The sequence below is a fragment of the Agrobacterium sp. OT33 genome, from assembly GCF_017313365.1.
GTDB lineage: Bacteria > Pseudomonadota > Alphaproteobacteria > Rhizobiales > Rhizobiaceae > Agrobacterium > Agrobacterium rhizogenes_A.
Genome location: NZ_JAFLMZ010000006.1, coordinates 387631 through 400237, shown reverse-complemented (window position 1 = coordinate 400237; position 12607 = coordinate 387631). Strand labels below are relative to the sequence as shown.

Annotated in this window: 10 protein-coding genes; 3 read left to right on the top strand and 7 right to left on the bottom strand. The window is 60.5% G+C overall.

The features are described from left to right. The first annotated feature begins 23 nt into the window (after positions 1 to 23). Positions 24 to 236, top strand: a complete 213-nt coding sequence (locus JZX88_RS16845; RefSeq protein ID WP_065117146.1) for a hypothetical protein — start codon at positions 24 to 26, stop codon at positions 234 to 236. A gap of 67 nt (positions 237 to 303) precedes the next feature. Here the strand turns inward: JZX88_RS16845 and JZX88_RS16840 are convergent, their stop codons facing one another. Continuing rightward, positions 304 to 1773 carry a glycosyl transferase family protein gene (locus tag JZX88_RS16840; protein ID WP_206914230.1) on the bottom strand — a complete coding sequence of 490 codons (1470 nt, stop codon included), beginning with the start codon at positions 1771 to 1773 and terminating at the stop codon, positions 304 to 306. Between the two features lie 147 nt (positions 1774 to 1920). Here JZX88_RS16840 and JZX88_RS16835 point away from each other — a divergent pair, with 147 nt between their 5' ends. Both JZX88_RS16835 and soxR read left to right on the top strand, forming a co-directional pair. Further along, positions 1921 to 4029: a TonB-dependent siderophore receptor gene (locus JZX88_RS16835; RefSeq protein ID WP_065117148.1), complete on the top strand. Its 2109-nt coding sequence runs from the start codon at positions 1921 to 1923 to the stop codon at positions 4027 to 4029. Positions 4030 to 4187: 158 nt separating this feature from the next. After that, a complete protein-coding gene (gene soxR / locus JZX88_RS16830; RefSeq protein ID WP_065117149.1) occupies positions 4188 to 4643 on the top strand; it encodes a redox-sensitive transcriptional activator SoxR in 456 nt (151 codons plus the stop codon). Positions 4644 to 4673: 30 nt separating this feature from the next. Here soxR and amyA read toward each other — a convergent pair whose 3' ends face one another. The 6 genes from amyA to JZX88_RS16800 all read right to left on the bottom strand — a co-directional run bounded on the left by amyA (position 4674) and on the right by JZX88_RS16800 (position 12477). Beyond that, a complete protein-coding gene (gene amyA, locus JZX88_RS16825; protein WP_206914229.1) occupies positions 4674 to 6161 on the bottom strand; it encodes an alpha-amylase in 1488 nt (495 codons plus the stop codon). A gap of 111 nt (positions 6162 to 6272) precedes the next feature. Further along, positions 6273 to 8006 carry a biotin carboxylase N-terminal domain-containing protein gene (locus JZX88_RS16820; RefSeq protein ID WP_206914228.1) on the bottom strand — a complete coding sequence of 578 codons (1734 nt, stop codon included), beginning with the start codon at positions 8004 to 8006 and terminating at the stop codon, positions 6273 to 6275. After that, on the bottom strand, positions 8003 to 9619 hold the full coding sequence (locus tag JZX88_RS16815; protein ID WP_206914227.1) for a 5-oxoprolinase/urea amidolyase family protein: 1617 nt from the start codon (positions 9617 to 9619) through the stop codon (positions 8003 to 8005). Before JZX88_RS16815 ends, JZX88_RS16820 begins: the two co-directional genes overlap by 4 nt. Positions 9620 to 9626: 7 nt before the next feature. After that, positions 9627 to 10436 carry a putative hydro-lyase gene (locus JZX88_RS16810; RefSeq protein WP_065117153.1) on the bottom strand — a complete coding sequence of 270 codons (810 nt, stop codon included), beginning with the start codon at positions 10434 to 10436 and terminating at the stop codon, positions 9627 to 9629. An 11-nt stretch (positions 10437 to 10447) separates the two neighbouring features. After that, complete coding sequence (locus JZX88_RS16805; RefSeq protein ID WP_206914226.1) at positions 10448 to 11215, bottom strand: LamB/YcsF family protein; 768 nt, start codon at positions 11213 to 11215, stop codon at positions 10448 to 10450. A gap of 20 nt (positions 11216 to 11235) precedes the next feature. Next, the gene (locus JZX88_RS16800) at positions 11236 to 12477 is read right to left on the bottom strand and encodes an NRAMP family divalent metal transporter (protein WP_065117155.1); all 1242 of its coding nucleotides are present in this window, start codon (positions 12475 to 12477) and stop codon (positions 11236 to 11238) included. Positions 12478 to 12607 lie beyond the last annotated feature (130 nt).

Sequence of the window (12607 nt, the reverse complement as noted above, 5' to 3'; positions counted from 1 at the left end):
GATTTTGAAGGAACGCCGCGCCGATGATTTTCCCTGACGACATGGAGCTGGCCGTCGCTCTCTATATGGCGGACAATGCGTTGCCCCGGCAGATCGCAATTGAGAGGCTCCTGAAGGCGGAGCTTGAAGATGCGGGATATATGACCGATGGCATGGGTCGGCCGCCTGAAATCGTCGACGGGCAACCAAGCAGGGATTATGTGCAATATCGCACCTATCTCGATGGGGATGCCTGAGCAGGGCGGAGCAAAAGCGGGTGCGCGGTAACTCTCAAACCATTCTCTGGCACAAGGCGACATAGCGTCAGGCGTTGGCGAAATTGCGCGCCCTGTCGTGCCAGAGCCTCAGGCTGCGGGCATAGGCGTCTTCAAATGACATGGTCATGTCGTTGACCAGCATCAATGCGATGGCGGCGGTGGAGAGGATGGTGGTTTCTGCCCTCTCGTCTCTGGCGGCTCCGGTCCATACCGCCCGCCAATATTCGAAACTGGTGAACATGGTCGGCATTTCGGCCGGTGGGGTTTCGCGGGCGGGAATGATGAACTCGATGTCTTTGCCCTTCGAAAGGCCGAAAATCCGCGTGCTGCGGAACGGCGTGAACTGGGCGAAATCCCGTGTATTGCCGAGAATGGCAAGGTTTTCGACGCAGAGCAGCCGCGCGGTGTCCCGGTGAAGCTCCTGATAGGAAGGGCGGGCAACGCCAATGATGCCGCTCCTGGCGCGCAGCGGATTAAGAAGGTGCACAACCGTGTTGAGCGGCAAGCGCATTTCCAGAATGCCGTGCAGGCCAAGCAGAGCCTGGAATTGCAGGGACAGGCCGCCGATCGGCAGATAGGCAATCCGTTCGGACGCCGTTGCCTCGGCCGCCTGCGAAAGAGAATGGCAGACGGGAATTCCACAGGCTTCCGCAGCAAGTTCGAGCTTGCCGCCATTTTCTCCCTGCCCCACATGACCGTGCAATAAGACGCTGTGTCCCGACATGGCCACGAGGCGGGCCGAATGCAGAAACCAGGGCGCATCGCGATGTTTGGGCGACATATAGGCCGGCCAGTCGAGATCGACGGTGGCCGCCCGGTGCCGGTCCCTTCCGATATGCTGCCACATGGCTTCGATAAAACCGGCAAGCTCCGCCGCAGTCACGCCACGGTAATGCATGGTAGCGAGCAGAGCGCCGATCTGTACAGGATCGGCATTGCCGTCAAGGATGATCGCCAGCGCGTCCATCGCCTCCTTCTGGCTGAGCGGGCGGCTGTTGCCGATGCCCATCGCCGAGGTTGCAATATATTTGGCAAGCCTTTGTTGCGGATCGGCATTGTGGCCGATCCGCGCGAGACGGTCGGCAATATTTTCCGGTGTCGGCTGCCCCTCCAGAAGAACGCTGGGGCGCAGTGAAAGCGGCGGAGCCTTCATCAGCACCGGTCGTTCCCAACCGGTTTTATGGGCTGCTGCGGGCGTTTCCGGTTTCTCCTGCGAATAATCCATCAGATTTTCCGCTTCCGCTGCCAGTGAGCGGATTCGCAGCCGCATGTTCTCGGCAAAGGGGGTTGGACGCAGACCCTGGCCGGTGCGCAAAAACAGCTGGTCGCCGTATTTCTCCCTGAGCTGCTGCAATATGCGGCTCATCGACGACGTCGGCAGTCCCATGCCCGCGGCGGCACGGCTGACGCTGCCTTCGCGCAACAACGCGTCGAAGGCGACAAGTAATTTCAGCTGCCCCAGCCTGTCGGGTCTTGTGGTGGAGGCTGGTTCGTCTTTTCTCTTGTCGGTTGTCATCTTGCGATTTTTTTACTCCGCCGCTGATCAGGGGAGCCCTTTTTGCAATTTCTGGAATTTAGAACTGTTCGAAAACAAACGCATTGCGCCCGCACTCCCTCCTAAATAAGTGGGGTTAAATTCTCAAGTTAAATGCGGGGGCGTAACATGGAATTGAAGTACCGCGGTCAGAATATGTCTGCGACAGTAATAAAAGCCGGTATTTCGGCAGCACTGGCGGGAACGGCGCTGAGCATTGCTCTGCCCGCCTTCGCACAGCAGGCGTCCGAGGAAACCACGGTTCTCCAGCAGATCGTCGTCACCGCGTCCGGCTTTGAGCAGAATGTTAAGGATGCGCCTGCCAGCATCACGGTGGTAACGCGGGAGGATCTGGAAAAAGGGTCCTATCGTGACCTGACAGATGCCTTGCGCGAAGTGCAGGGCGTATCCGTCACCGGCATCGCCAATGAAAAGGATGTTTTCATTCGCGGCCTGCCCGGCGCCTACACGCTGATCCTCGTTGACGGCAAGCGTCAGAGCACCCGCGATGCCCGTACCAACGGCAATTCCGGCTTCGAGCAGAGCTTTGTGCCGCCGGTTTCGGCGATCGAACGTATCGAGGTGGTGCGCGGCCCGATGTCCTCGCTTTATGGTTCGGATGCCATGGGCGGTGTCATCAACATCATCACCCGCAAGGTTGGCGATGTCTGGTCCGGTTCCGTCACCACGGAAGGTACAGCGCAGCAGCACTCCAAATTCGGCAATAGTGGCCAGGTCTCCTGGTATGCCAACGGGCCGATATTGAAGGATCTACTGGGCCTGCAGGTCTGGGGCAGGGGTTTCACGCGCGGCGAAGACCGTGTCCTGAGCGGTACCACGGGCGCCAGGGAATATGACTTCAACGGCCGCCTGACATTCACGCCGAATGAGGACCACGACATCTACCTCGAAGCCGGCAAGACCCGACTGCGCCGTAGCGCCGAGCCCGGCGATACGCTGGCGGCGACGGACGCCAACGGCACCTACAATACCAATACCCGCGACCATTGGTCATTGTCGCATACCGGCCGGTGGGGGCCGACCACATCCGAATTCTCTTTCCAGCAGGAATGGTCGGAGCGTACCAATTTCACCCGGAACATCCGTACGGGACGGGTGACGGAAAATCCGCGCTCGCCGGAGGTGCGCAACACCGTTCTAGACGGCAAGTTCACCACGCCGTTCGAATTGTTTGGTAACCACACAATGGTTACGGGCGGCCAATATTTCGAGGCGCGACTGACGGACCAGAATCCGGGACGCCGCACCGGTCTCGATGAAACATTTTCCGCGACGCAATGGGCGCTTTTTGTTGAGGATGAGTGGCGCATCGTCGATAATTTCGCGCTGACGGGTGGGCTTCGTCTCGATAACCACGAAAAATACGGCAACCATTTCAGCCCGCGCCTTTACGGAGTCTGGAGCGCGACGGAAGAGCTGACCATCAAGGGTGGCGTTTCCACCGGTTTTCGCGCGCCTGAAATCCGCCAGATTGCGCCCGGTTACGCCTATACGACGGGCGGCGGCGGCTGCACCTATGGTCCGAGCGGTACCTGCGGCGTGATCATCGGCGATCCGGGCCTGGAAGCGGAGAAGAGCACGAGCTACGAAGTGGCCGCACTCTGGGACAATGGTGACGTCGCCCTTGGCGCCACCTATTTCTACACCGATTTCAAGGACAAGATTTCCAACGCGCTGGTACTCAATCCGGATGGGACGCCGGCCCGCTGGAGCGAGGATCGCAACTATCGCCTCTGGTATAATTACAATATCGACGATGCGGTCATTCAGGGCGTGGAACTCACGGCAACCTGGTATGCGACGCCGGAACTGACGCTGCGCGGCAACTATACCTACACGCATTCCGAACAGAAGACCGGCGATTATGAGGGCTTCCCGCTGGCGCGGACGCCGGAACATATGGCCAATCTGCGCGGCGACTGGGTGACCCCGATCGACGGTCTGGAGGCCTGGGCTTCGCTGAATTATCACGGATCGGAAATCAATGCCGGACCGCGCATCGGCACCAACGGTACACCGGTGACGATCAACGGCAAGGCCGGTCGCAAATATGAGGCCTACACGACCCTCGATATCGGTGCGAAATATGCGGTTGCTGAAAATGTCGATTTTAACGCGGCCATCTATAATGTCTTTGACAAGGATGTCGGCACCGATGATTTCAACACCGTGATGGAAGGCCGCCGTTTCTGGATCAGCATGACGGCGAAGTTCTGATCCCCGGCCATATTGACGACATTCGGAGGCGCCATCAGGCGCCTCTTTTTTTTGACTGTCGCCTATTGACCTCAACTATAGTTGAGGAATTATACCGGCTGCTCTTCATGTGTTTCCGCATTTCCCGAGCGGAAATCGTTCCGGAAGCAGGAGCCAGAATGGAAAATACCGTATCCAAGCACAGCCTGACGGTGGGGGAAGTGGCCCATCGCAGCGGCGTTGCCGTTTCCACCATCCATTTTTATGAAGCAAAAGGCTTGATCGAAGGCTGGCGCACCTCAGGCAACCAGCGTCGCTATCATCGCGCCGTCCTGCGGCGCATCGCCATCATCCGCATCGCGCAGCGGGCCGGTATCCAGCTCAGCATTATCAGGGATGCGATGGCGGACCTGCCGCAGGACAGGGTGGCGACGACAGCGGACTGGCGCCGTTTCTCCCAGTCCTGGCGGGAGATGCTTCAGCTTCGCATCAACAGCCTCGTCATGCTGCGTGATCAGCTTACCGGCTGTATCGGTTGCGGCTGTCTTTCGCTGGACGACTGCCCCTTGCGCAATCCGAACGACATTCTGGCCGATGACGGCGCAGGTCCGCGCCGTCTCGTATCCGCCGAATGATTGGTGCTGCCGGATCAACGCGATTGGCCTTCACTCGGAGGCGGCCGGAACCCAGACACTGACGCTGCCACCATTGGTGGGGAAGACGCCTTTGCCGTTTTCATCAAGGGTGATCTGTTCCTCGCTATGTCCGAGAAAGTCGCGCCAGACTGAACCGCCATGGTCCGGGCCGAGATCGGCCTCTTTCTGTGCCGGCTCGCCATTTGACATCACCACCACGCAACCTGGCGCATCTGCGGTACCGTGGCGGACAAAGGCAATGCAGCTTGCATCATCGAGAATATCCGTCTGCGCGCCATTGGCGAAACGGCTGCGTGCTTCGATGAGCTTCGGCAGGCATTCGATTGCGGGCATGTCGATTTTGTACTCGTTGCCGTCATTGCCGGTATCGGTGTAGCTCGTGCCGAACAGATCGGGATAAAAGACGCAGGGAACGCCCTTTTCGCGCAGAAGAATGATGGCATAGGCCAGCGGTTTGAACCACGGTTCCACCGGCGCTTCCAGCGATTGCAGCGGTTGCGTGTCATGATTGTCGACGAGCGTGACGGCGTGGTCGGGAACGGCCGACACCAGCGAGCCGTCAAAGATGCTGCGCATGTCGAAATCGCCCCCCTGTTTGGAGGCATCGTGGAAGCGGTGATGAAGGGCGACGTCAAAAAGCATCAACTGCTTGTCGACGAGGTCGAGATAGCTTTTCAGCGCGTCGATATCGGGATGCCAATATTCCGCCACGACGAAAAGATCGGGATCGACCGTTTCGCGCATATGGCCGACCCAGTCGCGGAAGAACCATGCCGGAATATGTTTGGCGGCATCCAGGCGGAAGCCATCGACCTGTATCTGTTCGGAGAGCCAGCGGCCCCAATATTTCAGCTCCTCATAAACCGCCCGGTTTCTGAACTCGACATCCGCACCCATCAGATAATCGAAATTGCCGTTTTCCTGATCGACTTCCTCATTCCATTCCCCGTCGCCATAGTCGTTGACGAGGCGGAAAATGCCGTCTTCGGTCGGCTCCTCGATGTGGTCGACACCGCTGAAGCACTTCAGGTCCCAGATGAATTTGGAATGTTTGCCGTTGCGGCCGGGAAAGGTGAAGCGTGTATAGGCGAGTGCCTGGAAATCCGCATCGTCTATCTCTGTGCGGTCTTCGGGATTGACGCGGCGAACCCGCACCTTCTCCTTCTCATCCGCGCCCATCTTATGGTTGAGAACCACGTCGTGAATGACGCGGATGCCGTTTTCCTTCAGAGTCCGGCCCGCATGTTCGAGAGCGGCGCGATCGCCATATTTGGTGGCGACGGTGCTCTTCTGGTCGAATTCGCCGATGTCGAAGAGATCGTAAGTGTCGTAACCCACCGAATAACCGCCGGCGGCACCCTTGTAGGCCGGTGGCAGCCAGATATCGGTGATGCCCATTTTGGCAAGGCTTTCGGCCTTTTCGGCCACCTCGCTCCATAATTTCCCTCCGTCCGGATAATACCAATGGAAGAATTGAAGCAAGGTGCGTCCGGCCATATTTCCCTCACGATGGTTAGCAGGTCGCGCCATAAACGGCCCGGCGGCGAAAGGGTTCCGCCGCCGGAGATGCGCGATCTGCAATTGTGAGGCCTCTGGCCCGTCCGTATATTAGCCGGCTATGTCGAGGAGGGCTGCGCCCGCCTGCAGATAGTCGCCTTCCTTGACGATCAGGGTGACTTTGCCGGCCTTGGTGGCGACAATCTGCGTTTCCATCTTCATGGCTTCCATGACTGCGAGAAGATCGCCTTCGGCAACCGTCTCACCGTCTTTCACCTTGAAAGATTGCAGGGTGCCGGAAACGGGAGCGGTGATTTCGCCTTCCTTTTCCCTGGCAGTGGCGGTGCCGGGAGCAGCTGCGCTGCCGCCGCCAACGGCACCGAGGCTGGAAAGCAGCAGGCTTGGCAGACCAACCGATACGCGCTTGCCGTCGATTTCGAGGAAGGTACGGGTAACGGAAGGGTCGTCGGCCGGTGCCGGGCGTTCCATGGCATCCGGCATGGCGGCGAAATCGGTCTCGATCCAGCGGGTATGAACCTTGAACCCATCGGTGCCGATGAAATCGTCCGTCTCGATCGCGGCGCGATGGAACGGCAGAACGGTGGCGATGCCCTCGATGCGGAATTCCTTCAGCGCACGGCGGGCGCGGCGCAGAACCTGATCGCGATCCACACCGGTGACGATGAGTTTTGCCATCAGCGAGTCAAACACACCTGGCACGCTGGAGCCGCTGACGACGCCGCTGTCCATGCGAATGCCGGGGCCGGAGGGCGCATCGAAGACCGAGATCGAGCCGGGCGTCGGCAGGAAGCCTCGGCCGGGATCTTCGGCATTGATGCGGAATTCCATGGAATGGCCGCGCGGTTCCGGAGTTTCAAGCACGCGCAGTTTGTGGCCTTCGGCAATACGGAACTGTTCGATGACCAGATCGATGCCGGTGGTTTCCTCGGTAACGGGATGTTCCACCTGCAGGCGCGTATTGACCTCGAGGAAGGAAATCGTGCCATCGACGCCGAGAAGGAATTCGACCGTTCCGGCTCCCGAATAACCGGCAGCGGCGCAGATAGCCTTGGCGGCGGCATGGATTTTCTGGCGCTGTTCGGCGGACAGGAACGGGGCAGGAGCTTCTTCGATCAGTTTCTGGTTCCGGCGCTGCAGCGAGCAGTCGCGGGTGCCGAGGACGAGGACATTGCCATGCTTGTCTGCGAGAACCTGCGCCTCGATGTGGCGCGGCCGGTCGAGAAAGCGTTCCAGAAAACACTCGCCGCGGCCAAAGGCGGCGGTTGCCTCGCGAACGGCGGATTCGTAGAGATCGGCGATCTCTTCCATTTTCCACGCGACTTTCAGGCCGCGCCCGCCGCCGCCATGCGCCGCCTTGATGGCGACGGGCAGGCCGTGCTGTTCGGCAAAGGCAGTGACTTCGGCTGCGGAAGAGACTGGGCCGTCGCTGCCGGCAACCAGCGGCGCGCCGACACCGGTGGCGATGCGCCGCGCCTCGACCTTGTCGCCCAGTGCTTCGATGACCTGCGGGTCCGGGCCGATCCAGATGAGGCCGGCATCGAGCACGGCCTGTGCGAATTCGGCGCGCTCGGACAGGAAGCCGTAACCGGGGTGCACGGCATCCGCGCCGGCGCGTTTGGCAATTGCGATCAGCTTGGCGATATCGAGATAAGTTTCGGCGGGACGTACGCCCTCCAGCCCATAGGCCTCATCCGCCAACCGGACGAAAAGCGCGTCCTGATCAGGGTCGGCATAAACGGCGACCGATTGCAGGCCGTAGTCGCGACATGCGCGGATGATGCGGACCGCGATCTCGCCGCGATTGGCAATCAGCACTTTTTTCATCGCTCTTCTCCTCGGAATTCTATGTTCTTGGCCGCGATTTCGGCAAAGGGGCCGATCGGGCGGAATTTGATTTTGGCGTTGACCGGAATCTGCCCGGCAAGATCGAGATGATATTCTGCCACCGCGCCGATGACGGGATAACCGCCGGTCAGCGGGTGGTCGGCAAGGAAGAGAACCGGCTGGCCGCTATGGGGAATCTGGATCGCCCCGGTCGCCGTGCCTTCGCTCGGCAATTCGGCGCTGTCCTTGCGTTCCACCGCCACCTCGCCGGCGAGGCGAATGCCGACGCGGTTCGATTGCGGGGTGACCTGCCAGAGCTGGCTGGTCAGGGTCTCGATACCCTTTTGCGTGAACCAGTCGGTGCGGGGGCCGAGAACGACGTCCAGTTCCACGACCTCGCCGGTTGCCGGTGGTTCGAAGGCCGGAACCTCGTCGATCGACACGCTGGAAAGACCAGACTTCTCGCCCTTGAGCGGCAGGATGGCGCCTGCACCCACCGGTTCCGGGCCGACAACAGCCAGCGTATCCGTTGCGAAACTGCCGAGTACCGGCTCGACGTCAAAACCGCCGCGCACGGCAAGGTAACAGCGCATGCCCTTCGGCGGCTGGCCGAAAGTAACGACATCACCGGGCTCAAGGGAGACCGGGCCATGGGTCTTGGCCGTGAAGCTGCGATCTGCGGTGGTGATGGTGACGGGGCAGGGGGCGCCGGCAATGCCGATGACAGTGCGGCTCGTGCTTCTGAAGGAAAAACCACCGAGTGTCAGTTCAAGGCATGGCGTATTGACGGGATTGCCGACGATGCGGTTTGCAGCATTGTACGCGCCGTGATCCAGCGCGCCGGAGGCCGATACGCCCTGCCCGGTCTGGCCGAAACGGCCAAGATCCTGGAAAATGGCGGGCATGGGGGCGGCGAGCACCTCGAAATGCGGTTCGTCCTTTGCGAGCTCTTTCGTGCTGCTGCGCGGTGCCGGGATGGAAATATCGGCCGTTCTGCCGGCCTTGTCCATGTCGAAGAAATGCACCCGGTAACCCGGCTGGAAAAGCGCGCCGGGGTCGCGGTCTATATCCCACATCTTCACCGGCGTGGTGCCGATGATCTGCCAGCCGCCGGGACTGTTTTGCGGATAAACGCCGCTGAAGGCGCCGGCCAACGCCACTGAGCCGGCCGGAATGCGGGTTCGCGGGCTTTGCCGGCGCGGCACATGCAATGCCGGATCGCCGCCGACCAGATAACCGAAACCGGGGGCGAAACCGCAGAAGGCCACGGTGAATTCGCTTTCGGTATGACGGCGGATGACCTCTTCGATGCTCATGCCGGTCAACCCGGCAACATCGGCAAGGTCCTCGCCGTTATAATGGACGGGGATTTCCACGAGATTATCCGAAGGCGCGATTTTTGCCGAGAGATCACGGCTTGCCAGCCGCGCGGCCAGCGATTCGGCGTCGATCTTCTCAGGACGAAAGCGGATCATCAGGGTACGGGCAGCCGGCACCGTCTCTTCAATGCCTTCCACCGGATCGTTCTGAAGCGAGGCAAAAAGCGCCAGCGTTTCATCGAGATCGGCGAGTTCGACAAGAATGGTGGTGAGGCTGACGGGAAGAAAACGCATCATATCCTCACGCGTGATAGGCGGTGTCGGGAATATCGGTGATGAACATGTGTCCCGGCGCATGGGTGATGGCAAAAGGCACGCCGGACGCCATCACGGCGGCCTGGGGCGTGACGCCGCAGGCCCAGAACACCGGAACTTCGCCCGGCTCGATCCGCACCGCGTCACCGAAATCAGGTTTCGCAAGATCGGTGATGCCAATCTCCTCCGGCGCGCCGACATGCACGGGCGCGCCGTGTACGGCCGGAAAACGTCCGGAAATGGTGGCCGCATCGGCCACGCGCGACGCCGGGATCGGCCGCATGGAAACGACCATGTTGCCCTTCAGCCGACCTGCCGGGCGGCAGGGCCGGTTGGTGAGGTACATCGGCACATTGCTCTTGTCGGTCATGTGGCGGATTTCGATGCCCGCTTCCACCATCGGCGTTTCGAAGGTGAAGCTGCAGCCGATCAGGAAGGCGACGAGATCGTCGCGCTCCGCCCAGGCGGCGGTGGCGTCGGCTGTTTCCTCGGCAAGCCTGCCATCCCGCCAGATTCTATAGAGCGGCAGATCGGTCCTGAGATCGGCACCGGGCGCCAGAAGCGTGGTGGGCGAGCCGGGATCGGAGACATCAAGCACCGGGCAAGGTTTTGGATTGCGCTGCGCATAAAGCAGGAAATCGAAGGCCCAGTCGCGCGGCAGCACGATCATGTTCGCCTGCGTGAAGCCGGGCGCAATGCCGGAGGTGGGGGCGACGAGGCCATTGCGATAGGTGGCGCGAGCCTTTCGGGCGGCTTCGGCATCCGTGTGGTTGAGATAGGATATCGGTGTCGTCATCGGCTGTCCTCTCAGAGATTGGACGCGAAGGAGCGGATGTCGATGCCATCAGCCTCGAAACGACGGCGAATCTCCTGGGCGATGGCAACCGCGCCGGGGCTGTCGCCATGCACGCAGATGGATTGCGCCTCGATTTTTATGATGCTGCCGTCGATAGCCTCCAGCGTGCCTTCGCGGGCAAGCTGGACCATACGGTCGGCGATTTTTGCCGCGTCATGCAGCACGGCACCGGCTTCCCGGCGGGAAACGAGCTGGCCTTCAGGCGTATAGGCGCGGTCGGCAAAGGCTTCGGCAACGACGGCAAGACCCGCCTTGCGCGCGAGATCGAGGATGGGCGCATTGGCAAGGCCCATCAGCACCAGCGACGGATCGATGGCCTTGATGCCGTTAATGACAGCCTGTCCCTGTTTCGCGTCATTGGCGATGCGATTGTACAGCGCGCCATGCGGCTTGACGTAACGCACCGTGGTTCCGGCGGCGGCGGCGACGCCTTTCAGCGCGCCGATCTGGTAAATGACATCGGCAATCAGTTCTTCCGAGGTCGTGTCCAGATCGCGGCGGCCAAAGCCGACGCGGTCCGGATAGGAGACATGGGCGCCGACGACCGCGCCCTTTTCGGCGGCGGCCTTGACGGTGCGGTAGATGCCGGCCGGGTCGCCTGCGTGAAATCCGCAGGCGATGTTGGCACTGGAAACGATGGCGAGCATCGCCTCGTCATCTCCCATGCGCCATGCGCCGTAGCTTTCGCCAAGATCGCTGTTGAGATCGATAGCGGCCATGTTTGCCTCCCTTTAGTTTATTACAGGCCGAGCAGGCCGAAGATGGTGCCGGCGGACTTGTAGCCCATGTACCACGTCAATGCGCAAGTCAGAACGCCAAGCGCCAGCAGGATGCGCGAGTAGCGATGGCCTCCCATCAGGTCTTCGCGCTTCCATGCGGCAAACAGGAAGATGCTGAGGCCGATTGGCAGGATGAGGCCGTTCAGACCGCCGACGAAGACCAGCATGGCTGCCGGCGGTGTCGTGATGAACAGGTAGCAGACCAGGGAAATGGCAATGAAGATGACCGTAGCCATATTGCGGGCACGCTCGCTCATGTCCTGCTTGAAGACGGGCAGGAATGAAACGGAAGTATAGGCCGCGCCGATGACGCTGGTGATGGCCGCCGCCCAGAAGATGATGCCGAACAGCCGGAAGCCGAGATCGCCTGCGGCCGAACGGAAAGCCTGTGCGGCAGGGTTGGCGGCCTGGCTGGACGTATCGATGATGACGCCGCTGGCGACCACGCCCAGAATGGCGAGGAACAGCACATAGCGCATGATGCCGGTGACGGCGATACCGGTTAGCGCCGCGCGGTTGACGGCGGGCAGGTTTTCAATGCCGACCATTCCCCGGTCCAGCAGCCGGTGGGCGCCGGAGTAGGTGATATAGCCGCCAACAGTGCCGCCGACGATGGTGGTGATGGTCGCGAAATTGATCGTGTCCGGCAGGAAGGTCTGGCGGAAGGCATCACCGACCGGCGGCGCGGAAACGAATGCCACGTAGAGCGTCAGCACGATCATCAGGATACCGGCGAAGATGATGAACCGGTCGACGGCAAGGCCGGCCCGTTTGGAAACGAAGATGGCGATGGAAAAGATCGCGCTGATGGCGCCGCCGATTTTCGGATCGAGCCCGAAGATGGCGTTCAGGCCGAGGCCGGTGCCGCCAATATTGCCGATATTGAAGAAAAGGCCGCCGATGATGACGAGAATGGCGAGAAGATAGCCGGAGCCGGGAATGGCAGCATTGGCGATGTCGGACGCACGCATGCGCGTCAGCGTTACGATGCGCCAGATGTTGAGCTGAACGACGAAGTCTATGAGGATGGAAGCAAGAATGCCGAAGGCGAATGCGGCACCAAGCTGCGTGGTGAATGTCGCTGTCTGTGTGATGAAGCCGGGACCGATGGCAGATGTTGCCATCAGGAAGATTGCTCCCAGAAGAGATGCGCGTTTTGACATTTTGAGATCGGCAGTCGGGGTGAGCTTTTTCTGCTCCATGGATTTTCTCCGCTCCTGTCGCAATCCGCCCCTCGCGGATGCTTTATGCGGTCGATCTTGTCCTGTTCCGTGAAATTGTCAACATTGTTCAACAATAAATAATAATCGTTCTCTTATTCTGTCTATTTGT

Coding starts and splice junctions, on each gene's coding strand:
- JZX88_RS16845 (WP_065117146.1), top strand. CDS start 24: ATGATTTTCCCTGACGACATGGAGCTGGCCGTCGCTCTCTATATGGCG.
- JZX88_RS16840 (WP_206914230.1), bottom strand. CDS start 1,773: ATGACAACCGACAAGAGAAAAGACGAACCAGCCTCCACCACAAGACCC.
- JZX88_RS16835 (WP_065117148.1), top strand. CDS start 1,921: ATGGAATTGAAGTACCGCGGTCAGAATATGTCTGCGACAGTAATAAAA.
- soxR (WP_065117149.1), top strand. CDS start 4,188: ATGGAAAATACCGTATCCAAGCACAGCCTGACGGTGGGGGAAGTGGCC.
- amyA (WP_206914229.1), bottom strand. CDS start 6,161: ATGGCCGGACGCACCTTGCTTCAATTCTTCCATTGGTATTATCCGGAC.
- JZX88_RS16820 (WP_206914228.1), bottom strand. CDS start 8,006: ATGAAAAAAGTGCTGATTGCCAATCGCGGCGAGATCGCGGTCCGCATC.
- JZX88_RS16815 (WP_206914227.1), bottom strand. CDS start 9,619: ATGCGTTTTCTTCCCGTCAGCCTCACCACCATTCTTGTCGAACTCGCC.
- JZX88_RS16810 (WP_065117153.1), bottom strand. CDS start 10,436: ATGACGACACCGATATCCTATCTCAACCACACGGATGCCGAAGCCGCC.
- JZX88_RS16805 (WP_206914226.1), bottom strand. CDS start 11,215: ATGGCCGCTATCGATCTCAACAGCGATCTTGGCGAAAGCTACGGCGCA.
- JZX88_RS16800 (WP_065117155.1), bottom strand. CDS start 12,477: ATGGAGCAGAAAAAGCTCACCCCGACTGCCGATCTCAAAATGTCAAAA.